This window comes from Parolsenella catena, from assembly GCF_003966955.1.
In the GTDB taxonomy this organism is placed as follows: Bacteria; Actinomycetota; Coriobacteriia; order Coriobacteriales; family Atopobiaceae; genus Parolsenella; species Parolsenella catena.
Genome location: NZ_AP019367.1, coordinates 1,500,181 through 1,521,152, shown reverse-complemented (window position 1 = coordinate 1,521,152; position 20,972 = coordinate 1,500,181). Strand labels below are relative to the sequence as shown.

General features: G+C 66.5%; 20 protein-coding genes and 2 tRNA genes. 17 read left to right on the top strand and 5 right to left on the bottom strand.

Translation table 11 applies throughout. The features are described 5' to 3' along the window. Positions 1-46 precede the first annotated feature (46 nt). Both Pcatena_RS06850 and Pcatena_RS06845 read left to right on the top strand, forming a co-directional pair. Positions 47-1,207, top strand: a complete 1,161-nt coding sequence (locus tag Pcatena_RS06850; protein ID WP_126422848.1) for a pyridoxal phosphate-dependent aminotransferase — start codon at positions 47-49, stop codon at positions 1,205-1,207. A gap of 399 nt (positions 1,208-1,606) precedes the next feature. Next, a complete protein-coding gene (locus Pcatena_RS06845) occupies positions 1,607-2,830 on the top strand; it encodes an iron-containing alcohol dehydrogenase (RefSeq protein WP_126422846.1) in 1,224 nt (407 codons plus the stop codon). Between the two features lie 225 nt (positions 2,831-3,055). On the opposite strand, the gene Pcatena_RS06840 is transcribed toward Pcatena_RS06845, so the two are convergent. Together Pcatena_RS06840 and Pcatena_RS06835 are read right to left on the bottom strand one after the other, a co-directional pair. Further along, a complete protein-coding gene (locus Pcatena_RS06840) occupies positions 3,056-3,967 on the bottom strand; it encodes an HAD family hydrolase (protein ID WP_126422844.1) in 912 nt (303 codons plus the stop codon). A 9-nt stretch (positions 3,968-3,976) separates the two neighbouring features. Next, complete coding sequence (locus Pcatena_RS06835) at positions 3,977-5,626, bottom strand: Mur ligase family protein (protein ID WP_126422842.1); 1,650 nt, start codon at positions 5,624-5,626, stop codon at positions 3,977-3,979. 123 nt (positions 5,627-5,749) lie between these two features. Here Pcatena_RS06835 and Pcatena_RS06830 point away from each other — a divergent pair. The 6 genes from Pcatena_RS06830 (at position 5,750) to Pcatena_RS06805 (ending at position 10,230) form a co-directional block, all read left to right on the top strand. Then, a tRNA-Val gene (locus Pcatena_RS06830) sits at positions 5,750-5,825 on the top strand. A 90-nt stretch (positions 5,826-5,915) separates the two neighbouring features. Beyond that, positions 5,916-6,815: a glutamate racemase gene (gene murI / locus Pcatena_RS06825; protein WP_126422840.1), complete on the top strand. Its 900-nt coding sequence runs from the start codon at positions 5,916-5,918 to the stop codon at positions 6,813-6,815. 68 nt (positions 6,816-6,883) lie between these two features. Continuing rightward, a complete protein-coding gene (rph, locus tag Pcatena_RS06820; RefSeq protein WP_126422838.1) occupies positions 6,884-7,618 on the top strand; it encodes a ribonuclease PH in 735 nt (244 codons plus the stop codon). A 63-nt stretch (positions 7,619-7,681) separates the two neighbouring features. Next, positions 7,682-8,308 carry an RdgB/HAM1 family non-canonical purine NTP pyrophosphatase gene (rdgB, locus tag Pcatena_RS06815; RefSeq protein WP_126422836.1) on the top strand — a complete coding sequence of 209 codons (627 nt, stop codon included), beginning with the start codon at positions 7,682-7,684 and terminating at the stop codon, positions 8,306-8,308. A 320-nt stretch (positions 8,309-8,628) separates the two neighbouring features. Then, the gene (gene nagB, locus Pcatena_RS06810; protein ID WP_126422834.1) at positions 8,629-9,366 is read left to right on the top strand and encodes a glucosamine-6-phosphate deaminase; all 738 of its coding nucleotides are present in this window, start codon (positions 8,629-8,631) and stop codon (positions 9,364-9,366) included. A gap of 75 nt (positions 9,367-9,441) precedes the next feature. Continuing rightward, complete coding sequence (locus Pcatena_RS06805; protein WP_172596405.1) at positions 9,442-10,230, top strand: HAD family hydrolase; 789 nt, start codon at positions 9,442-9,444, stop codon at positions 10,228-10,230. A 46-nt stretch (positions 10,231-10,276) separates the two neighbouring features. Here the strand turns inward: Pcatena_RS06805 and Pcatena_RS06800 are convergent, their stop codons facing one another. Further along, the gene (locus tag Pcatena_RS06800; protein WP_126422830.1) at positions 10,277-11,371 is read right to left on the bottom strand and encodes a M24 family metallopeptidase; all 1,095 of its coding nucleotides are present in this window, start codon (positions 11,369-11,371) and stop codon (positions 10,277-10,279) included. A 151-nt stretch (positions 11,372-11,522) separates the two neighbouring features. On the opposite strand from Pcatena_RS06800, the gene Pcatena_RS06795 reads away from it, so the two are divergent. From Pcatena_RS06795 to Pcatena_RS06775, 5 genes are all read left to right on the top strand, one after another. After that, positions 11,523-11,822, top strand: a complete 300-nt coding sequence (locus Pcatena_RS06795; RefSeq protein ID WP_126422828.1) for a Veg family protein — start codon at positions 11,523-11,525, stop codon at positions 11,820-11,822. Positions 11,823-11,831: 9 nt separating this feature from the next. After that, on the top strand, positions 11,832-12,716 hold the full coding sequence (locus Pcatena_RS06790) for a 4-(cytidine 5'-diphospho)-2-C-methyl-D-erythritol kinase (protein WP_126422826.1): 885 nt from the start codon (positions 11,832-11,834) through the stop codon (positions 12,714-12,716). 50 nt (positions 12,717-12,766) lie between these two features. Then, positions 12,767-12,843 (top strand) — tRNA-Pro (locus Pcatena_RS06785). Positions 12,844-13,066: 223 nt separating this feature from the next. Continuing rightward, positions 13,067-13,342, top strand: coding sequence for an autorepressor SdpR family transcription factor (locus Pcatena_RS06780; protein ID WP_126422824.1), 276 nt, complete (start codon positions 13,067-13,069; stop codon positions 13,340-13,342). Beyond that, on the top strand, positions 13,339-14,007 hold the full coding sequence (locus tag Pcatena_RS06775; protein ID WP_126422822.1) for an SdpI family protein: 669 nt from the start codon (positions 13,339-13,341) through the stop codon (positions 14,005-14,007). Before Pcatena_RS06780 ends, Pcatena_RS06775 begins: the two co-directional genes overlap by 4 nt. 14 nt (positions 14,008-14,021) lie before the next feature. Here Pcatena_RS06775 and Pcatena_RS06770 read toward each other — a convergent pair whose 3' ends face one another. After that, positions 14,022-15,206 carry a DUF362 domain-containing protein gene (locus tag Pcatena_RS06770; protein WP_126422820.1) on the bottom strand — a complete coding sequence of 395 codons (1,185 nt, stop codon included), beginning with the start codon at positions 15,204-15,206 and terminating at the stop codon, positions 14,022-14,024. 339 nt (positions 15,207-15,545) lie between these two features. Here Pcatena_RS06770 and Pcatena_RS06765 point away from each other — a divergent pair, with 339 nt between their 5' ends. From Pcatena_RS06765 to Pcatena_RS06750, 4 genes are all read left to right on the top strand, one after another. Beyond that, positions 15,546-16,997, top strand: coding sequence for an APC family permease (locus tag Pcatena_RS06765; protein ID WP_126422818.1), 1,452 nt, complete (start codon positions 15,546-15,548; stop codon positions 16,995-16,997). Between the two features lie 78 nt (positions 16,998-17,075). Then, positions 17,076-18,323 carry a metal-dependent hydrolase family protein gene (locus tag Pcatena_RS06760; protein ID WP_126422816.1) on the top strand — a complete coding sequence of 416 codons (1,248 nt, stop codon included), beginning with the start codon at positions 17,076-17,078 and terminating at the stop codon, positions 18,321-18,323. Between the two features lie 197 nt (positions 18,324-18,520). Continuing rightward, positions 18,521-19,366 (top strand): LysR family transcriptional regulator, encoded by an 846-nt coding sequence (locus Pcatena_RS06755; protein WP_126422814.1) that lies wholly within the window; start codon positions 18,521-18,523, stop codon positions 19,364-19,366. Between the two features lie 73 nt (positions 19,367-19,439). Continuing rightward, on the top strand, positions 19,440-19,907 hold the full coding sequence (locus tag Pcatena_RS06750) for a PTS sugar transporter subunit IIA (RefSeq protein ID WP_126422812.1): 468 nt from the start codon (positions 19,440-19,442) through the stop codon (positions 19,905-19,907). Positions 19,908-19,935: 28 nt separating this feature from the next. Here the strand turns inward: Pcatena_RS06750 and Pcatena_RS06745 are convergent, their stop codons facing one another. Next, the gene (locus Pcatena_RS06745; protein WP_126422810.1) at positions 19,936-20,784 is read right to left on the bottom strand and encodes a spermidine synthase; all 849 of its coding nucleotides are present in this window, start codon (positions 20,782-20,784) and stop codon (positions 19,936-19,938) included. Between the last annotated feature and the right edge of the window lie 188 nt (positions 20,785-20,972).

Below are 20,972 nucleotides of genomic sequence, written 5' to 3'. Positions count from 1 at the left end.
GAACGCGCGCCATGCGGCGTGCCCATGCAACGATGGGGGTTTCACCATGCAGTTCTCCAAGCGACTCGACCGATTTGGCGACGAGGTGTTCGCCTCGCTCAACGCCCGACGCACCGAGCTGGAGGCTGCCGGCCGCGAGGTCATCGACCTGTCCGTGGGCACGCCGGACTTCGAGCCGCCCGCGCATGTGAAGAATGCCCTCATCGAGGCCGCGAAGGACTCCAACAACTGGAAGTACGCCTTGCATGACCTGCCGGAGCTCACCCAGGCCGTCATCGACTACTATGCCGACCGCTTTGGCGTCACCGGCCTCACCCCCGACATGATCATGAGCTGCAACGGCACGCAGGAGGGCATGGGCCGCCTGTCCTCGGCGCTCGTCGACGAGGGCGACCTCGTGCTCGTGCCCGACCCCTGCTACCCGCTGTTCCGCGCCTCCGCCCTCATCGCCGGCGCAGAGCTCGCCTTCTACCCCCTCAACACCGAGAACAACTTCCTGCCCAACGTCGCCGAGATTCCCGATGAGGTCGCGGACCGCGCCAAGTATATGATCGTGTCGCTTCCCGCCAACCCCGTGGGCTCGGTGGGTACGCCCGAGGTCTATGCCCAGATCATCGAGTTCGCGAAGGCGCACGACGTCCTCATCGTCCACGACAACGCCTACAGCGACATCATCTATGACGGCGTGGAGGGTCACAGCTTCTTCGAGAACCCCGGCGCGTCCGAGGTGGGCGTCGAGTTCTTCAGCCTGTCGAAGTCCTTTGACGTCACGGGTGCGCGCATCAGCTTTCTCGTGGGCCGTCCGGACGTCGTTGCCGCCGTGCGCAAGATTCGCTCCCAGAGCGACTACGGGATGTTCCTGCCCATCCAGCACGCCGCCATCGCCGCGCTCACCGGTCCGCGTGATTCCGTTCACGAGCAGGAGCTCAAGTACCAGGAGCGTCGCGACGCCCTGTGTGACGGCCTCGAGAGAATCGGCTGGGAGCGCCCGAACGCCCATGGCTCCATGTTCGTCTGGGCACGCCTGCCCCATGGCCGCATGGACTCCGTTGCCTTCTGCTCTGAGCTCATGGAGAAGGCCGGCGTCATCGTGACGCCGGGCGCGAGCTTTGGTCCCGCGGGCGAGGGCTTCGTGCGCATGGCGCTTGTCCTGCCCCCAGATGGTCTGCGCCGTGCGGTCGAGGCCATCGAGGCGGCAAACCTGTAGGGTCTTGCCGCCAAGCCAAAACAGCAGCTAGCGCGGGCGGCGGTGCCATGGTGGTGCCGCCGCCCGCCTGTATTGCGCATTCAGCGAGATGTCCAGTGGAACAAGGTCAACTGGGAACGTAAATCGGCGAAGGGTGATTTTCTGCAGGCGGTTGGTTTTGCAACGGTCGCAGAAAGGTATGACTTCTGGAGAAAAGTGCCGGATACAATGTACGGTGGATTGCCGCGAGCAGGGGCTTTGTCGCTTGCGGTGCCGGGCTGGCGCATGGAGGGGTTCCAGGTCCCAGTCTCGGTCAGGGCGCGGGCATGCGTCGCGCGCCACAACGGGGAGAGCCGGCGGCCTCACGCCGTCGGATGCCGGCCACAGGGGTGGTCGGAACCATGAATTGGAGGAAACAACATGGGTCGTTTTACCAATCCGCGTGACCTGTACTTCGGCGAGGGCGCCCGCCACGAGGTGAAGAACCTCAAGGGCTCCAAGGCCATTATCGTCTCCGGCGGCGGCTCCATGCGTCGTGGCGGCTTCCTGCAGGACATCCAGAAGGACCTCGAGGACGCCGGCTTTGAGGTCAAGCTGTTCGAGGGTGTCGAGTCCGACCCGTCCATCGAGACGGTCATGAAGGGCGCCGAGGCCATGCGCGAGTTCGAGCCGGACTGGATCATCGCCCTCGGCGGTGGCTCCCCGATTGACGCCGCCAAGGCCATGTGGGTCTTCTACGAGTACCCCGAGGAGTCCTTCGACAACATCATCCAGCCGTTCTCCTTCCCCGAGCTGCGCCAGAAGGCCCACTTCTGCGCCATCTCCTCGACCTCCGGCACGGCCACCGAGGTCACCGCGTTCTCCGTCATCACGGACTACGCCAAGGGCATCAAGTACCCGCTCGCCGACTTCAACATCACCCCGGACGTCGCCATCGTCGACCCCGAGCTCACCTACTCCATGCCCGCCAAGCTCTGCGCCCACACCGGCATGGATGCCCTGACGCACTGCATGGAGGCCTATGTCTCCACGTTCGCGTCCATGTTCACCGACGCCAACGCCCTTCACGGCATCCGTGAGATCGTCGAGTGGCTCCCGAAGTCCTATGAGGGCGACAAGGAGGCCCGTCAGCACATGCACGAGGCCCAGTGCATCGCCGGCATCGCCTTCTCCTCTGGCCTGCTCGGCATCGTGCACTCCATGGCCCACAAGACCGGTGCCGCCTTCGAGAACGGCCACATCATCCACGGTGCCGCCAACGCCATGTACCTCGGCAAGGTCATCCAGTGGAACTCCAAGGACCCGCGTGCCGCCGAGCGCTACGCCTACGTTGCCAAGGAGGTCCTGCACCTTCCCGGCGAGACGAACGAGGAGCTCATCGCCGCGCTCGTCCAGAAGGTCCGCGACCTCAACGACCAGCTCAACATCCCGCAGTCCATCAAGGACTACGCCAACGGCGGCGTGAAGGTCGACGACGAGCACCCGCAGATGGTCTCCGAGGAGGAGTTCCTCGCCAAGCTGCCCGAGATCGCCGCGAACGCCGAGCAGGACGCCTGCACGCCGGAGAACCCGCGTGAGACGAAGGCCGCCGACTTCGAGAAGATCCTGAAGGCCTGCTACTACGACACGGACATCGACTTCTAAGTTCGCCTCGATTCATCTCAGCGGAGAGCCCCAGGTTCCTCGCGGACGTCCTCGGCCTTACGGCCTGCGGAATGTCCGCTCCGGAGCCTGGGGCTCTCCTTGTGCCTCGCGGCTGGGTGCTTCTGCCGGAAAGAAAGAGTGCGAGAGCTGCAAATCGGACAGTTGGGGCAGGGTGGCAGCCCCTTAAGCGTCCGATTTGCAGCTCTCGGCATTTTCTATCTGGGCCTACTCCTTGGCGGCGAGGAGGCCGCGCATGGCGGCGACCCAGCCGTCGGTGGCGCGCTTGGTGGAGACGAGGATGTTGTCGCGTGCGGCAAGTTCCTCCTCGGCGCGCTCGTGGCCCAGTCCGTTGCACATGAACAGGAACGTGCCCACGGCATCGGCGATGACGCAGTCTGCGGGAGAGTCGCCGGCTCCGAGGACCTCCTCGGGAGCCAGGCCCGCGAGCTCCACGAACCGCACGATGCCCGTGCCCTTGCTCACGCCGGCAGGCGTCACGTGGTAGGTGTGGATGCCCTGGGGGTGGCTTCGGTCACACTCGAGCGTGCTGTCGCCGGAGATGTGGTCGACCATACCGTTGTCGGACAGGTAGAGTGGCAGCCCGCAGTGGTCGAGCATGTCCTGAATCTCGTCCTCGGGGGCGTCTCCTCTCATGGCAACCGTGACCTCGCGGTACTCGAAGCCGATGCCGTTGTCGTGATACGTCTCGAGATGCCCGGGCCAGCGCTCGAGCATCTCGTCTATGACGCCCGTCTCCCAGATGACGTCGTGGGGAGTCTTGCCGCAGCCCTCCTCATAGGGCATGCGCCCGCAGAAGTAGTGCCATTCGGGCTGGCTTGCCTGCTTGGTGCACAGCACGCCGCCCATCTCGGCGATCCAACCGGGAAAGCCCAGCACGCGGGCGTCCTCCATGATCATGGCGCGGTTGCGGCCCGTGCACGGGATGACGGAGACCCCGGCGCGCGTGAGCTCCACGAGCGTCTGGACGAGCTCGGCGCAGGGCTCGCCGGCCGTGTTCACGGTTGCCTTGGCGCCCGTGAACATCGTGCCGTCCGCGTCCGTGATGACGTAGCGAACCTTGCGCAGCCGCTCCGCGAGCTCGCCGGTGGGCCTCTCGGGGAAGGTGGTATGGGTCATGTCTGCTCCCTACAGCTCGACGCCGCGCTCGGCGGCGGCCCTCCTGAACGCCTCGCCGTCCGGCACCATGGGCTGGAACTCGTCGCCGCGGTGGATGAGCGTCTCATCACCCTTGCCAAGCAGGCACACGAGCGCGGGCTGCCCATAGGAGAGCGCCACGTCAAGGCAGCGCGCGACGGCCTGCTGGCGGTCGAGCACATACTCGTGCGTCACGGGCGTGCCGTCCGCAAGCGTGGCGTCGGCGGGTACGTTGGCGTCCATCTCGCGGCAGATGCCCTCGTTGGAGTCGTGCGCCGGGTCCTCCTCGGCCACGACGATGTGGCTGGCCCAGCGTGCCGCCTCGCGGGGCAGCTCGACGCGCCGCTCGTAGGCCTTGCCGCCCGGCGCGCCGATGAGCGCCACGATGCGCCTGCCGGGGAACTCCTTGGCCATGGAGGCAAAGAACTTCTGGTAGGAGAGGGCGTTGTGGGCATAGTCCACGACGCATAGCACCTGGGATTCCGGCTTGCCGATGAGCTCCATGCGCCCCGGTACGCGACAGCTGGCAAGACCCTGCGCGATGAAGGCGCGGTCGATGCCGAGAAGCTCGGCGCAAGCGATGGCCACGAGTGCGTTCTCCACGTTGAACAGTCCGGGGAAGCCGATGACCACGGGCAGCTCCCAGGCCTTCTCGGCCGGATCGCTCGTGGGGTGGCCGTCTGCCGTCGTTCCGTGGGCGACGAAGGCGAGGCTGGCGCCGCGTGGCTCGACGTCGGTGGCCCAGATGTCGGGAAACACCATGTCGCAGCTGCCGCACTCGACTGCCTCGGGGCCTGCCGCCGAGACGCACACGAGCTTCGGTGCGTCGTGCCCGTCTCCTGCGGCGCCGCGATGGGCCGCGTCGAGCACGCGCTCGAGGTTGCTCGTGCCCAGGTTCACGACGGCACGGTGACACTGCGAGAATATGCGCAGCTTGCTCGCGAAGTAGTCCTCGAACGTAGGGTGCTCCACGGGCGAGATGTGGTCGGAGCCGATGTTGAGGAAGGCCGCAACGTCGAGCTGGACGCCGAGCGTGCGGTCGTACTTGAGGGCCTGGCTCGAGACCTCCATGACCATGGCGGAGAGCTGCGCGTCCCGCGCGTTGGCGAGGTGGCGCCACAGGTCGGGCGCCTCGGGCGTCGTGTTGGTGGACTCGGCGTCCTCGATCCCGTCATAGGTGTCGATCGAGCCGATGATGCCGCAGCTGCGGGTGCCGCCCGCCGCGTCGATGATGGAGCGCAGCATGTAGGCCGTCGTGGACTTGCCCTTCGTGCCCGTGATGCCAACTTGGGGCACGTCGAGGTCTGGCCTGCCGAACGCGCGGGCCGAGACGAGCGCCATGGCACGGCGCATGTCGCTCACGACGATCGCGGGTGCGCCCGGTGCCGCCTGGGCCAGCTCGTCGGCGCGGTCCTGCTCGCACGCGTATGCCACGGCGCCCGCCTCGAGCGCAGAGGCGAGGTAGCTGGTGCGAAACGCCCTGCCCTTGCAGAAGAAGACGTTGCCCTCGCGGGCAAAGCGGGAGTCGCAGGCGGCGCCGGTCACGGGTGCGTCGGCCTCGTCCTCGATGCCCCGGACGAGGATTCCCTGGTCTTCGAGAAGTGAGCAGAGCCCGAGCAGGGTGGTGGGGGCACAGAGCATGGCGCGTCTCTCCTTTGCTGGCGAGCGCCCGCGGGCGGGCGCGTGTGAGTTCACTGGATACCAGTATACGCGGCGGCCTTCTCGCGCCCATCCCACGCCCTGTGCTAAACTTCCGGTGATTACGGGCGATTGGCGCAGTGGCTAGCGCAGGTGCTTTACACGCACAAGGCCGGGGGTTCGAATCCCTCATCGCCCACCAACGAGTCCGTGGGCCGGGGAGTGCAGCAGCCTTCCTCGGCCCCTCTCATATCGCGAGGCGCCCGCCTCGCCGCGACACTGGGGAGGTCGCATGTCTCTGAGCAAGCCCATCGGCATCTTTGACTCGGGCCTGGGTGGCCTCACCGTTGCGCGCGCCATCGCCTCCAGGCTTCCCGACGAGTCGATCTACTACGTGGGAGACACGAAGCGCTGTCCCTACGGCACGCGCCCACAGGCCGAGGTGCGCCTGTTCGTGCGCCAGGTTGGCCACTGGCTCGAGCGCCATGACGTGAAGCTCGTCGTCATCGCGTGCAACACGGCGACGGCGGCGGGCCTCGACGTCATCCAGCGAACGCTCTCCGTGCCCGTCATCGGCGTCATCGAGCCGGGCGCCCGCGCGGCCATCCAGGCCACGCGCTCCCGTCGCGTGGGCGTGCTCGCCACGCAGGGAACGGTGGACTCCGGTGCCTACGAACGCGCCATCCACAACCTCGACGCCGGCGTCCACGTGACGCAGGCCCCCGCGGGAAGCTTCGTCGACCTGGTGGAGCGCGAGCTCGCCTCCGGCACATACCTGCATGACGACTGGATGGAGAACCCCGAGGTGTTCGACACGGCCGAGGTGAGGGAGCTTGCGCAACGAAACGTCGCGCCGCTCATGGGCCACGGCGTGGACACCGTCGTGCTTGGCTGCACGCACTTCCCGCTGCTGGCGAGGGAGATCTCTGCCGCGTTGGGGCCGGGCGTGCGCACCGTGAGCTCGGCGGAGGAGACCGCGCGCGAAGTGGCCGAGATTCTCGAGAGGCGCGGCGAGCTTGCCGGTCCGGATACGGCCGACCTCGGCGCCGGGGGCGAGCCCAAGTACCGCTTTGCCACGACGTCGGACGACATCACCTCGTTTGCCGTGGCGGGCAAGTTCATCTTTGGGCACCCGCTTGACTCCATCGAGCACATCGAGCTCGAGACGCTCGAGGCCCTGGCCGCCCGCTAGGGGCAGCGCCGGGCGAGAAGATTCAAGGTCGTGCGGGCGCGGGCGCGCCTGCGAGAAGGGAAGTTGCCATGTACACGCCGGACGAGCGCCGTCCCGAGGGCCGCGCGAACAACGAGATGCGCCCCGTCAAGCTGACGAGAGACGTGATGAAGAACGCCCACGGCTCGTGCCTGTCCGAGTTTGGCGACACGCGCGTCATGTGCACGGCCACGATCGAGGAGTCGCTGCCCGCGTGGCGCCGCGCCAGCCGAAAGGGCTGGGTCACGGCCGAGTACGCGATGCTGCCCGCCTCGACCTCGTCGCGCACGAAGCGCGAGTACAAGGGCCGCAAGGGACGCTCCATGGAGATCGAGCGGCTCATTGGCCGCAGCCTGCGAGCCGTGTGCGACCTCGACCACCTCGGCGAGTTCACCATCACGGTCGACTGCGACGTCATCCAGGCCGACGGCGGCACGCGCACGGCGAGCATCACGGGCGCTTGGGTGGCCCTGCACGACGCGCTCATGAGCTTCGTCGAGCAGGGCAAGATCAAGAGGCTGCCGCTCATGGGGCAGGTCGCGGCTATCTCGGCCGGCATCGTTGGCGGCGTGCCCCTGCTTGACCTCGACTATCCCGAGGACAGCCACGCGGACGTCGACCTCAACCTCGTGGGCACGGCAGACGGCGGCATCGTGGAGATCCAGGGCACGGGCGAGCGCTCCACGCTCTCGCGCGCGCAGCTGAACGACCTTCTCGACATGGCCGAGCCTGCCATCGCGCGCCTGTGCGCCCTCCAGGACGAGGTCACTGGCTTTTCTGCCTAGCCGTGACAGCGGTGTCGTGGCCAACTGCCACCGCCGCCGGTCACATTCGACAAAGGAGCATCCATGCCCAGCATCGACATCTCCACGCTCGACCCCAAGGCCACCGTCGTGGTCGCCACGGGCAACGCCCACAAGGTCACCGAGATCGAGGCCATTCTTGCGCCCGTCATGCCGGGCGTGGCGTTCTATGCGCTCGGCGAGCTCGGTGACTTCCCCGATCCGGTCGAGAACGGCGACACGTTTACGGAAAATGCCGTCATCAAGGCCCAGGCTGCCTGCGAGGAGACGGGCCTTCCCGCCGTCGCCGACGACTCCGGCCTCGTCGTGGACGCGCTCTCGGGCGAGCCGGGCATCATGAGCGCCCGTTGGGCCGGCGTCCACGGTGACGACGCGCGCAACAACGCAAAGCTCATGCGCGAGATGGAGGATGTGGCAGACGCCGGGCGCACGGCCCGCTTTCACTCGAGCGTCGTGCTCGTCTACCCGGACGGCATGGTGCTCACGGGCGAGGGTGACTGCGAGGGCATGATCGGGCGCGAGCCGCGGGGCGAGAACGGCTTTGGCTACGACCCGCTGTTCTGGCCCGCTGAGACGCCCGGCCGCACGATGGCCGAGCTCGAGCCGTCCGAGAAGAACGCCATCTCGCACCGCGCCCATGCCCTCGCCGACCTTGCGAGGCAGCTCTCGTAGCGCGACGCCTGCCGCCCGCCGTCCCAAAGGCGTCTGACCCCCCCTGGGACGTGTTCACATGCCCTCCTTGGGACGCTGATGCTTCCATTGCATGCCGCTCGCCCAATCGTGCTTGAATGCGCGCCGGGAGGGCGGCATCATGGGCAATGTCTGGGGCAACGCCCCAGTCCACCGTGGATGGGCAGGGGCCCCGACGCGGCGAGACACCCTCATAGCTGCGCGACCTCGCCCTGGTGGCCGCGTCTCACGTTGGTTGCGGCCGACGCGGGCCGCAGGCGAGGCGCGAGACGCGTCCCGCCACACAAGAGAAGGGACGCGCCATGAGAATCATCAACTGCCACACCTATGAGGCCATGAGCCGCAAGGCCGCCGACATCCTCGCCGCCCAGATCCAGCTCAAGCCCAACTGCGTGCTGGGCCTTGCCACGGGCACCACTCCCATCGGTGCCTACCAGGGCCTCATCAAGAAGTACGAGTCCGGCTCGCTGGACTTCTCCGAGGTGCGCACCTATAACCTCGACGAGTACCGCGGCCTCACGCACGAGGACCCGCAGAGCTACCACTACTTCATGAACGACCAGCTCTTCAACCACGTCAACATCGACCCAGCCAACGTCCACGTCCCGGACGGTGCCAACACCGACGCCGACGCGGCATGCGCCGACTATGACCGCATGGTTGCCGAGGCCGGCTACTGCGACCTGCAGCTTCTCGGCATCGGCCGCAACGGCCACATCGGCTTCAACGAGCCGGCCGACGAGTTCTCCAAGGGCACGCACTGCGTTGACCTCACGGAGAGCACGATCGAGGCCAACTCCCGCCTCTTCGAGAAGGAGGAGGACGTCCCCCGCCAGGCCTACACCATGGGCACGCAGACGATCATGAACGCCCGCTGCATCCTGGTGGTCGCCAATGGCGAGAACAAGGCCCAGGCTGTCCGCGACATGTGCTTCGGCCCCATCGTGCCCACCTGCCCCGCCTCCATCCTCCAGCTTCACCCCAACGTGTTCGTCGTCTGCGACGACGCCGCCCTCTCCCTGTGCGAGGGCCTCTACTAAAATCGAGGCGTGCATCTGACCTGCTGGCCCGGGACGTCCATGCGCCCCGGGCCATTTTGCGAGAGGGGAGCGAGTTTGGCTATCAAGGCAGTCTTTCTCGACATCGACGGAACGCTCGTCCGCTTTAACGAGAGGCGCATGAACGAGCGCACGCTCGCCGCGCTCACTGCTGCCCGCGAGCGTGGGGTGTCGCTGTTCATCGTCACGGGCCGCTACAAGGATGGCATCGGTGTCGACGCGATGTTTCCCTTTGACGGCTACTCAACGGCCAACGGCGAGTACTGCTGCATGGCGGACGGCGAGCTCATCCACATGTCGCCCATGGACCCGGCCGACGTTGCCGCGTTCTCGACGGCGTGCAGGAGGCGCGGCCTGTCCATGACGTTCACCGAGCCCGATGACATCTACTTCTGCGGCTCCCCCGAGGAGCTCGAGAAGTCGGTGCGCTACCAGTCGCGTCGGGGTGGCAGGGACGGTCGCGTCCGAGACTGGTCCGTCGTGGGGGCCAACCCCGTGCTGCAGATGGTCGTCGACTGCGACCCCTCGCTTGATGTCGAGCTTCTCGGGGACATCCCGGGCCTCGAGAGCGCCCGTTGGTCTCCCGCGTTCATGGACGTCGTGGAGCGCGGGCGCGGCAAGGGCGATGCCATCGATGCCTTCTGCGAGCGCCTGGGCATCACGCCGGCCGAGTGCATGGCCATCGGTGACGGCGGCAATGACGTCCACATGCTCGTGCATGCCGGCCTGGGCGTGGCCATGGGGCAGGCCGCAGATGATGTGAAGGCCGCCGCCGACGTCGTGGCGCCCCCGTGTGACGAGGACGGCGCGGCGTGGGCCATCGAGAGGTACGTGCTCGGGGCATAGCGTCTCGCGGGCCCAAAGGTGTCTGACGCCTTTGGGCCCGATCGCGTTACTCGATGACGGTGAGCTGCTTGGGATAGGCGTTCATGACCTCGCAGCCATTCTCGGTGACGATGACGAGGTCCTCGATGCGCACGCCCATCTCGCCCGGCAGGTAGATGCCTGGCTCGATGGAGAAGCACTGCCCCGGGCGAACCGGCTCGTCATGGGTGGAGGAGACGTCGCCGGGCTCGTGGTCCTCAAGGCCGATCTGGTGGCCAAGCCGGTGCGTGAAGTAGCTGCCGTAGCCGGCGTCCTCGATGATGCGGCGCGCGGTGAGGTCTATCTCGGCAAACGTGACGCCGGGGGCAACGATGGCCTCCGCGGCCTCGTTGGCGCGGCGCACCGTCTCGTAGACCTCGCGGTCGCGCTCGCTGGGCTCGGCGCCAAAGAAGAACGTGCGCGTCATGTCGGAGCAGTACGAGTCGCGCTTGCAGCCCACGTCGAACAGCACGACGTCGCCCGCACGCAGCCGCGTGCCGTCCGGCTCGTGGTGCGGATCTGCCGCGTTGGCGCCAAAGCTCACGATGGGCGTGAAGCTGTGGTCCTGCGCACCCAGGCGGCGGTACTCGGCGAGAAGGCCGCTTGCGATCTCGTGCTCCGTGACGCCCTCGTGCAGCTGGGAGCGCAGCCAGGCCATGGCCTGGTCGTTCGTGGCCGACGCGGCACGCATGAGGTCAAGCTCGCGGGCGTCCTTGATGGAGCGGGCGTCGTCGACGGCGGGCGACCCCAGGTGAAACTCGCTCGCCACGCGCGCGTCCATGAGCGGCAGCAGCCAACGGGCTGCGAGCACCTTGTCGACGCCAAGCGGCTCGCCGTGGCGCGTGGCCTCGGCCACGAGGGCAACGGGGTCCTCGGTGTCGTCGAACGTCACGACGCGTGCGCCGGTCTGCGAGGCGTCCGGGAACAGGCGGTTGCAGAAGAGCGTGGCCTGCGTCGTGCGGGCCTTGGCGTCGCGAGCGAGGTAGAGCGCGTAGAAGCGCTCGTAGGGAACGTTCCAGTAGCCCGTGAGGTACCAGATGGACATCGGGTCCGCGACGAGCACCTGGCCCATGCCGAGCCTCTCGAGGTTGTCCATGACGCGAGAGACGCGCTCCATGTTCATTCTGCGTTCCTTTCCCCGGGGCCTTGAGGCCTGATTGTCCACACAGTACGATAATCGTTCGTATGAATGCAGAGTGCGGAAGTCTGCCGATTTTGCCCCGTGCCCATCGGACGCGGCTGGCCTTGGCGTGCCGCAGAATAGAGAGTATGGCATGGAAACCGAAGTCCCCTCCGTCAACAGGGTCGATGAGATCCACGAGAAGCTCGCGAGCCTCCAGGGCGAGCGCCTCAAGGTCAAGGCCAACATGGGCCGTTCTCGCATCGTGGAGCGCACGGGCACGCTCGTCATGGCATATCCGTCCCTCTTCCAGCTCGAGGTCGACGAGCGTCGTGGCCGCAAGGCCCGCCAGTCCTACCAGTACGTCGACGTCCTCACGGGTACCGTCGAGCTCTTTGATGCCGAGACGGGCGAGCGCCTGTTTGACTACGTCGTTGCCGAGACCGAGGAGTAGCGCCTGCGCATGCCGAGTTGCCAGGTCATAGAGACGCCGTGCAAGGTCAACCTGCACCTGGGCATTCACCGGGGCAGGGACGAGCGCGGCTATCACCGGGTCGACTCGGTCATGGTACCCGTGGCGCTGTGTGACACGGTGGCGGTCGAGGACGCGCCCGAGCTCGTGGTGCACCATGAGCCGGCTCTTGAGGTTGCCCCCGAGAAGACGACCGTCTGGCGTGCCGCCACGATGCTCGCCGACGCCCTGGGCGTGGAGCCAAACGTGAGGATTGACGTCGTGGCCCGCATCCCCGAGAAGGCGGGACTCGGCGGGTCGTCCGCGGACGCCGGTGCCGTGCTTCGCGCGCTGGCATGCCGCTGGGGCATCTCCGCAAGCGATGAGCGCGTAGTCTCCGTGGCTCGACGCGTGGGCGCGGACGTCGCCTTCTTCCTCGACTGCCGCCCTGGTCTCTATCTGGGTGCCGGAGACGTGCTCGAGCGCGTGTTCCCCGAGTTTGACGCCCCCATCGCGCTCGTGATGCCCACCGCGGACGGCGTCTCCACCAAGGAGGCGTACGACGAGTTCGATGCCTCTGGCGAGGAGCCGGCGAGCTATGCGCCTGCGTGCGAGGCCCTCGAGAGGGGAGATGTCGACGCGATGGCGGCGGCGCTCTACAACAACCTCGCGCCCTCGGCCGAATCCCTGTGCGTGGACGTCCGTGCCGTGAGCGAGTGGCTTGCCGCGCAGGACGGCGTCCTGGCCTCGCAGGTCACGGGCTCGGGCGCCTGCTCGTTTGCGCTGTGCGAAAGCGACAAGGCTGCCGAGGCCATCGCTGCGCGCGCTCGCGAGGATCATGGCTGGCGCGCCTGGGCAACACGCGTGGGCGGCGCCGCGATGCGCGAGAACTCCTAGAACTTCTCGTTTGCAAGGCGGAAGAAGTCTGGTAAAATTCACTTCTGCAACGGGTTGTGGCTCAGTTTGGTAGAGCACCGCGTTCGGGACGCGGGGGTCGCTGGTTCGAATCCAGTCAACCCGACCATCGAATTGTGAGGCCGTCGGCTTTGTGCCGACGGCCTTTTTGTATGCCGCGCCCCCTTGCGTGCCCATGCGGCGCGGCGTGCGGATTGCGTCCGTTTTGTACAGACGGGCCCATATGGCGCTTCTCATAAGATGCCGAACAAGATCATTGCAATTCTCGTGTGTCTCGCTATAATGATTCGATAATTAGTTAATCGTCTAAATAACGAGATGGAAGGCGTGGAATGGCAGGCGAGGGCTTCAAGGCGCTGAGCGACCCCACGCGGAGGCGCATTCTCGAGCTTCTTCGTGACCATGACATGACGGCCGGCGAGCTCGCCGAGCACTTTGACATCAGCAAGCCGTCGCTCAGCCATCACCTGGCGACGCTGCGCTCCGCGGGGCTCGTGACGGACGAGCGCCATGGGCAGAACATCATCTACAGCCTCAACACCACGGTCATGCAGGATCTCATCGGGTGGTTCATGGGGTTTGCCGCACCCAGGGAGGACGAACAATGAACACGAATAGCAATCCCGTTGGCAAGCGTTGCCTGGCGGTACTCGCCGCACTGTGCCTCGTGAGCCTCATTGCGCATCTTGCGCTCTTCCCCGCGCTGCCCGAGGTCGTTCCGACCCACTTTGGGGTATCGGGTGAGGTGGACGGTTGGAGCGACAAGCGGATGGCCCTCTTGCTCGACGCGCTGCCGCTGGTGCTTCTCGGCCTGTTCTGGCTTGTGCCGCGGATCGATCCCAAGGGTGGGGCGTATGCGAAGTCCGGAAGGGTCTATCAGGGGTTTGTCACCCTGTTCACGCTGTTCATGATCGCGATGACGTGGACGACGGAGGCCGCGGCGCTGGGCTGGCTTCCCTCCGAGCGCGCCGTGGGCTTGGCAGTCCCTGTCTTCGTTGGCGTCATGCTCCTGGCGCTTGGCAACTACCTGCCGCGCGTGAGGCAGAACTACACGTTTGGCATCAAGACGCCCTGGGCCCTGGAAGACGCCGAGAACTGGCGCCGCACGCAGCGCTTTGGCGGGGTGTGCTTCATGGTTTGCGGGCTTGCGTTCATTGCGGAAGGCGTCATGGACCTCGGTGCCGTTGGCCTGGCTGCGTCGCTGGCCCTTACCGTTGGCGCTGCCGTGGCGTGCTGTGGCTACTCGTATCTGCTGTGGCGCCGCTCGCGGTAGCGCAGAGGCCTAGCCTACCTGACCTCGATGAGCTCGTACTCGTGCGTGCCCAGGCCGATCTTCTCGGCGTGGTCGATGCAGCTCTTCCAGTCCGTGTCAGGATGCGTCACGTAGAACTTGTCGTGCGCATGGGCCTCGTCGAGCTCGCCGGCGGCCTCGAGCTTGTGCCGCATGCGCGTGAGCTCCGTGTCGGGAAGTGCGGGCTGGGCCATGACGGCGTCGATGCAGGCCTGGTCGAGGGCGACGGGGTCAAAGCTCGCGAACATCCCGATGTCGCCCACGATGGGCTTGTCGTTCTCGTCGTGGCAGTCGCAGTTGGGGGAGACGTCGATGGCCAGGCTGATGTGGAAGCTCGGGCGCCCGTCCACGACGGCCTTCGTGTACTCGGCGATCTTGTAGTTGAGCACCTCGACGGCGGCGGCGTAGCCGGGCTTGATGGCGTCCTGGTTGCACACGGCGATGCAGCGGCCGCAGCCCACGCACCTGTCATGGTCGATGCGGGCCACGTTCACCTCGCGCACGCGGCCGCCGGCAAACTCGTGCTCGCGCGTCTCGTCAAACGAGAAGGCGCCGTGCGCGCAGATCTTGGAGCACTGGCGGCAGCCGATGCAAGCCTCGGCGTTGACGCCCGGCTTGCCGGCGGAGTGCTGCTCCATCTTGCCGGCGCGCGAGCCGCCGCCCATGCCGAGGTTCTTCATGGCGCCGCCGAAGCCGGCCTGCTCGTGGCCCTTGAAGTGCGTGAGGCTGATGACGATGTCCGCGTCCATGATCGCGCGGCCGATCTTGGCGTTCTTCACGTACTCGCCGCCCGCCACGGGCACCTCGACCTCGTCGAGGCCCTTGAGGCCGTCGGCGATGATCGTGTGGCAGCCGGTCTGGAACGGGTTGAAGCCATTGGCGTAGGCGGAGTCGAGGTGGTCGAGCGCGTTCTTGCGTCCGCCCACGTAGAGTGTGTTGCAGTCCGTGATGAACGGCTTGCCGCCCAGCTCGCGCACCACGTCCACGACGGCGCGGGCGTAGTTGGGGCGCAGGTAGCTGAGGTTGCCCGGCTCGCCCAGGTGCATCTTGATGGCAACGAACTTGTTCTCGAAGTCGATCTGGCCGATTCCCGCCCTCTTGATGAGGCGCTTGAGCTTGTTGGGAAGACCGTCTCCCATGTGCGTGTGAAGGTCGCAGAAGTACACCTTTGAGGGTTCCATGGCTTCCTCTCCCTTTGTGCGTGTGTAGCGGCGCGATTCCCCGTGCGTCGCGTGATGGCACGATTATCCGCGCTGGGGGCGACCAATACAAGTGACGTGGCGTCATTTATTTGCGGCAGCTAGCTTACGGGTAGTCACGTCGCGTCTACCTGCAACTATGCAGAAGTTGCGCACCCATGTTCCGTTTCCTCGATGTTTGCTGTGGCTAACGAGGCCCACTCTCGGCCCGCGTCTTGCCGCTCGCGGGCAAAGGGGTGCCGCCCGCCTCGCCCCGTTGGGCCCGGCGGAGAAGAATGGGGGGCAACGGAAGCGCAAGGGCGCGTCAGAGGGGAGACTGGCATGGCTGGAAAGGAGGCGCAGGCCGGCGGCATGAAGAAGGAGCTCACGCTGTTCAACTTCTTCACCATCGGCTTTGGCGCAATCATCGGCACCGGCTGGGTGCTGCTCGTGGGCGATTGGATGGTGCTGGGCGGGGGTCCCGTGCCGGCCATGATCGCGTTTGCCATCGGGGCGCTGTTCCTCGTTCCCATCGGCATGTGCTTCGGCGAGCTCACGGCTGCCATCCCCATCTCGGGCGGCATCATCGAGTACGTGGACCGCACGTTCGGTCGCAAGATGGGCTTCGTCACCGGCTGGATGCTGCTGCTGGGCAACGCCCCGCTGTGCCCGTGGGAGGCGATCGCCATCTCCACGCTGCTCACGGATCGCTTTGCGGAGTTCCCGGCGCTCGCGTGGCTTCGAAGCGTCAAGCTCTACACGATTCTGGGCGCAGACGTCTACCTGTGGCCCACGGTCATCGCGCTCGCGTTCGCGGCGCTCGTCATCTTCCTCAACCTGCGTGGAGCGGGCGCGGCGGCCAAGCTGTCGAGCTTTCTCACCAAGGCGCTGCTCGCGGGTATGGTGCTCGCCATGCTCATCAGCTTCATGACCGGCTCGCCGGAGAACGCCGCGCCGGTCTTCTCGCAGGTGACGGATGCCGCGGGCGGCAGCGCCACCGAGGCCACGAGCCTCATCGGCGGCATCGTGGCCGTGCTCGTCATGACGCCGTTCTTCTATGCGGGCTTCGACACGATTCCCCAGCAGGCCGAGGAGGCCTCCGAGAACATCGACTGGAAGAAGTTCGGCCTCATCCCGGCCATCGCGCTGCTCGCGTCTGGCGCGTTCTATCTCGTGTGCATCTACAGCTTTGGCACCATCGTTGATTGGCATGAGTTCGTGCGCAGCTCCGTGCCGGCGCTCGCCGTCCTCGAGCGCATCAATGTCTTCTTCTACATCGCGATGCTCATCATCGCCACGCTTGGTCCCCTTGGCCCCATGAACTCGTTCTTTGGCGCGTCGAGCCGTCTCATGCTCGCCATGGGTCGCAAGGAGATGCTGCCGGAGAGCTTCGCGCAGATCGACCCCACGTCCGGCGTGCCCAAGAAGGCCGTCATGGTCATGAGCGCGCTGACGCTCGTGGGTCCGTTCCTGGGCCGTAATATGCTCGTGCCGCTCACGAACGTGGCCTCTCTCGGTTTCATCTTCGCCTGCACCATGGCGGGATTCGCGTGCTGGAAGCTGCGCCGCACCGAGCCCGACCTGCCGCGCCCCTACAAGGTCAACGGCGGCAAGCTTGGCATCGGCTGCGCCATCGTCGCGGGTCTGGCCATCATCGCGCTCATGGTCGTGCCCTTCTCGCCGGCGGCGCTCTCTGGCATCGAGTGGGCCATCACGATCGGCTGGCTCGTCGCGGGCCTCGTGATCCTGGCGCTGTTTGGGTCAAGGCGTGCGACTGGTCCCACCAAGCAGTGAGGCTTTGGGCGCGCCACGCGGCGTGCAGGCAATAAAGAGCAGGTAACAGACAGGATCGTTGTGTTTGGAGGAATCATCATGGGCAAGTACGCATTCGTTGGTGGCAGGCTCGTCGATGGCACGGGCGCTGCTCCCGTGGACGACTCCCTCGTCCTGGTCGACGACAAGAAGATCGCCTACGCGGGCCCGCGCACCGAGGTTCCGGCGGGCTATGAGGTCGAGGACTGCTCGGGCAAGACCGTCATGCCGGGCCTCATCGACACGCACCTCCACTTCTCGGGCAACCTCACCGACGACGACAACGACTGGGTCATCGAGACGCCCGCCCAGAAGCAGGCCTGCGCCGTGAAGCAGTCCTACGACGCGCTCACCCACGGCCTCACGACCGTCTGCGAGATTGGCCGCAACGGCATCGCGATTCGTGACCTCGTGAACATGGGCGTCATGAAGGGCCCGCGCATCTACGCCACTGGCCTGGGCTTTTGCCGCACGGCCGGCCACGGAGACTCTCACAAGCTGCCGCTTCAGGTGAGCAAGGACTCCCACCCTTGGGGCGACCAGGTGGACGGCCCGTGGGAGCTGCGCCACGCCGTGCGCCTGCGCTTGCGCGAGAACCCCGACGCCATCAAGATCTGGGCCACGGGCGGCGGCATCTGGCGCTGGGACTCCGGCCGCAGGCAGCTCATGAGCACCGAGGAGATCAAGGCCGTGGCCGACGAGTGCAAGCTCACGGGCATCCCGCTGTGGAGCCACTCCTACAACTCCGTGAGCGCCGCCTATGACTCCGTGCGCTTTGGCGCCGAGCAGCTCATCCACGGCTTTGAGCTTGACGACAAGACCATGAACCTCATGGCCGAGCAGGGCACGTTCTTTACGCCCACGATCGGTTTCCTTCCCACCTGGTACGCCACCTACCCGCCTGAGGAGTCCGAGGCCAACGCCAAGTTCCCTGGCGACACCGTGGTGGAGCGCGAGCTGCAGCGCACCTACGCCAACCTGCGCCGCGCCAACGAGCTGGGCGTCACGCTCACGATCGGCTCCGACTCGTTCAGCTTCGTGACCCCGTACGGCTACGTCACGATCGACGAGATGTACGACTTCGTGGACAAGGCGGGCATCCCCGTGCTCGAGACGATCAAGGCTGCCACGCTCAACGGCGCCAAGATGGTCCATCACGAGGACGAGTTCGGCTCGCTCGAGGCCGGCAAGCTCGCTGACCTGCTCGTCGTTCGCGGCGACGTGGCCCGCAACATCCACGACCTCACGCCCGAGAACATGGACGTCATCATGAAGGAGGGCGACAAGGTCATCAAGGGCGCCCTGTAGCGTCCCGTTTTTCCGGGCGCCGTCGGCAACCCCCTTCGCCGGCGGCGCCCGCCATGGTTGGGGCGGCCCCTCACCCCAGCCGCTCGCGTGCCTTTGGCTCCCCGTCGCGGAAACGTCTGCGGCGGGGAGCCTCCATGTGGGTAGAGATGGCTTTGCGTCGCGGGCCGGCGGGCCCGCTTTCGTTGTGACGGAGGGGTATGGATTCCAGCGTTCAGAAGGTCCGCGCGTTCGAGGCTGCCGCCCGGCTTGGCAGCATGTCTCGTGCCGCCGAGGAGCTCGGCGTGGCGCAGTCGACGCTGAGCCGCTCGGTGGCGAGTCTCGAGCAGTCCTGGGGAGTGCGTCTGTTCGACCGCCATGGCCCCATGCTCTCGCTCACGCGCGATGGCGAGCGTCTGCTGCCGGACGCACGCGCCCTCTGCGAGGCGAGCGCCGCGCTCTGTCGCCGCGTCTCGCGCATGAGTGCCCTTGAGGACGGCTGCGTGAGCATGGCGGCGCCGTCGAGCGTCGTGGCGATGCGCCTTCCCGGGCCACTCGGCCGCTTCTCGGCAGATCACCCGGGCGTCGAGGTGAACATCAACGAGTGCACGTATGGCGAGGCCGAGAGGCTGCTGCTGGGCGGCGCCGTTGAGTTGGCGTTCATTCCCAACAGGCTCGAGGACCAGGGCTTCATCTCCTCCGTGTACGACAAGGACGAGATTGTGGTCGTGGCCCCGCCCGGCCACTTTGCGCCCGAGCCGGCAAGCATCCCGGTTGAGATGCTGCTTGGCGAGCGCTTCATCGCCGACACCGAGACGGCGCCGCTGCTCCAGCGCGAGCTCAAAGCCCCGCGCATCAACTGCGAGACGAGCAACATCACGGCCATTCTCGCCATGGTCGAGGCGGGCCTGGGCGTGTCGCTGCTCCCGAGTCTTGCGCTCGAGCGCACGGGCTTCTCGCTCGACGTCCGCCACCTGGCGACGCCCGCCCATCGCGAGCTCTACCTCGTCAGGCGCCGTACGGCAGACCTGAGCCTGGCGGCGCAGGCGTTCCTTGGGTACCTGTAGGGGCGCTGACGCAACCGGGGCGGCGGCATAGGGAGCCCTCGGGTACGATACGAACGTATCGTCAAGGCGAGGGATGGGGGAGCCGATGCACAAGGTGCTCGCGCCGGTAAGCGGAACGTATGTGCCCATCGAGGATGTGGCAGACCCTGTGTTTGCCCAGAAGATGATGGGCGATGGCTTTGCCGTGACGCCCGACTCCGACGTTGTCGTGGCGCCGGTTTCCGGCGAGGTCACGGCCAGGTACCCAACGGGCCACGCATACGGCCTGCGCGCCGATGACGGCCTTGAGCTGATGGTTCACGTGGGCATCGACACGGTCGAGGCTGGCGGAGACGGCTTTCTGCCGACGGCCGAGAAGGGGCAGCGCGTGAGTGCGGGAGACGCCCTCGTCACGTTCGACCATGGCCTGCTGGCCGAGAGGGGCTTCGACACGTCCGTGATCGTGGTGCTGCTTTCCGTGCCAGAGGGTTCCCGTGTCCAAAAGTATGCCGCTGCGGGCGAGCCCATGGAGGCAGGGCGCAGCGTCGCCGCCGAGTACTAGCCATCCGGGGGACTTATGACCACCTGCGTCACGGGCGAGTGACGTCCACACTCCACTCGTATCCGCGCAGTGGCTCGCAGCCGGCCGTCACGAGGTCGACGTCGCTCGCCACGAGCGTGTTGTTGCCGGGATGCGTGGGGTCATCCGGATACTCGGGCACGAGCCAGACGTGGGCGAACTCGCGAGAGAACGTCTCGATGGTCTCGTACATGCTCTGGCTCTTGCGGCCCCGGAGGGGAAACCGCAGCGTGGCGAGGTAGCTTCCACCGTCCGCAAGGTGCTCGTGGATCGTGGCTGCGCCCTCGTCGCAGGCGAGCGGCCCCAGCGGCCTGCTGCCCGTGAACGCCTCGTTCACGATGAGGTCGAAGGGACGCTCCTGGCGGCGCAGCCACGCCCAGCCGTCGTCGCAGGCAAGCTCGAAGCGCCCCGTACCCGCGTACTCGCGCTCGAGCCTCGCGAGCCCGAACGACTCTCGGGCGATGTCGATGATCTTCTCGTCAATCTCCACGACGCTCACGGCGACGGGCGGCAGGTGCACCACGAGCCACTTGGGAAACGAGAAGCCGCCTCCCCCGATGACGGCCGCACGCGAGAGCCTGGGCAGCTCGCTCACGATGCGTGCCTGCTCGCGCTGGTACTCGCATGCAAGCTCGCTCCACAGCTCGTCGGTGGCGTAGGCCACGCTCTGGAACGCCCCGTTGACGTTGAGCATGCGCACGGGCGTCCCGTCGTCATCGGCGGTGTCAAACAGCAGCGTGAGGCCAAACTTCGTTCGCCTCACCGTGACGCCGCGCCAGGCGAGGATGCGCATGCACAAGAGGTGTATGAGAAGTCCCGCCACGGTGAGGGCGATGAATACGATGAGCGCCGTGGGCATGAGGCTCCAGTCGTGTCATGGCACCTGACCGGGCACGGGTCGAGCGCCTGCGGATTTGCATGCATGGGATGCGGGCGTTTCGGGTACACGCCAACCAACGTGGAAATTGCGAGCCCGAGCCGCGTTCGCCAACTTTGCAGTCCAGAACGGACTTCGGGCTAGTATACTTTCAAAGTTGCACTGGCGTA

Bases quoted from the DNA above. Each gene is read 5' to 3' on its own strand.
- nagB (WP_126422834.1), top strand. From the start codon at position 8,629: ATGAGAATCATCAACTGCCACACCTATGAGGCCATGAGCCGCAAGGCC.
- rdgB (WP_126422836.1), top strand. From the start codon at position 7,682: ATGCCCAGCATCGACATCTCCACGCTCGACCCCAAGGCCACCGTCGTG.
- Pcatena_RS06845 (WP_126422846.1), top strand. From the start codon at position 1,607: ATGGGTCGTTTTACCAATCCGCGTGACCTGTACTTCGGCGAGGGCGCC.
- Pcatena_RS06775 (WP_126422822.1), top strand. From the start codon at position 13,339: ATGAACACGAATAGCAATCCCGTTGGCAAGCGTTGCCTGGCGGTACTC.
- Pcatena_RS06835 (WP_126422842.1), bottom strand. From the start codon at position 5,626: ATGCTCTGTGCCCCCACCACCCTGCTCGGGCTCTGCTCACTTCTCGAA.
- Pcatena_RS06780 (WP_126422824.1), top strand. From the start codon at position 13,067: ATGGCAGGCGAGGGCTTCAAGGCGCTGAGCGACCCCACGCGGAGGCGC.
- Pcatena_RS06745 (WP_126422810.1), bottom strand. From the start codon at position 20,784: ATGCCCACGGCGCTCATCGTATTCATCGCCCTCACCGTGGCGGGACTT.
- murI (WP_126422840.1), top strand. From the start codon at position 5,916: ATGTCTCTGAGCAAGCCCATCGGCATCTTTGACTCGGGCCTGGGTGGC.
- Pcatena_RS06765 (WP_126422818.1), top strand. From the start codon at position 15,546: ATGGCTGGAAAGGAGGCGCAGGCCGGCGGCATGAAGAAGGAGCTCACG.
- Pcatena_RS06770 (WP_126422820.1), bottom strand. From the start codon at position 15,206: ATGGAACCCTCAAAGGTGTACTTCTGCGACCTTCACACGCACATGGGA.
- Pcatena_RS06790 (WP_126422826.1), top strand. From the start codon at position 11,832: ATGCCGAGTTGCCAGGTCATAGAGACGCCGTGCAAGGTCAACCTGCAC.
- Pcatena_RS06850 (WP_126422848.1), top strand. From the start codon at position 47: ATGCAGTTCTCCAAGCGACTCGACCGATTTGGCGACGAGGTGTTCGCC.
- Pcatena_RS06760 (WP_126422816.1), top strand. From the start codon at position 17,076: ATGGGCAAGTACGCATTCGTTGGTGGCAGGCTCGTCGATGGCACGGGC.
- Pcatena_RS06755 (WP_126422814.1), top strand. From the start codon at position 18,521: ATGGATTCCAGCGTTCAGAAGGTCCGCGCGTTCGAGGCTGCCGCCCGG.
- Pcatena_RS06750 (WP_126422812.1), top strand. From the start codon at position 19,440: ATGGGGGAGCCGATGCACAAGGTGCTCGCGCCGGTAAGCGGAACGTAT.
- Pcatena_RS06840 (WP_126422844.1), bottom strand. From the start codon at position 3,967: ATGACCCATACCACCTTCCCCGAGAGGCCCACCGGCGAGCTCGCGGAG.
- Pcatena_RS06795 (WP_126422828.1), top strand. From the start codon at position 11,523: ATGGAAACCGAAGTCCCCTCCGTCAACAGGGTCGATGAGATCCACGAG.
- rph (WP_126422838.1), top strand. From the start codon at position 6,884: ATGTACACGCCGGACGAGCGCCGTCCCGAGGGCCGCGCGAACAACGAG.
- Pcatena_RS06800 (WP_126422830.1), bottom strand. From the start codon at position 11,371: ATGAACATGGAGCGCGTCTCTCGCGTCATGGACAACCTCGAGAGGCTC.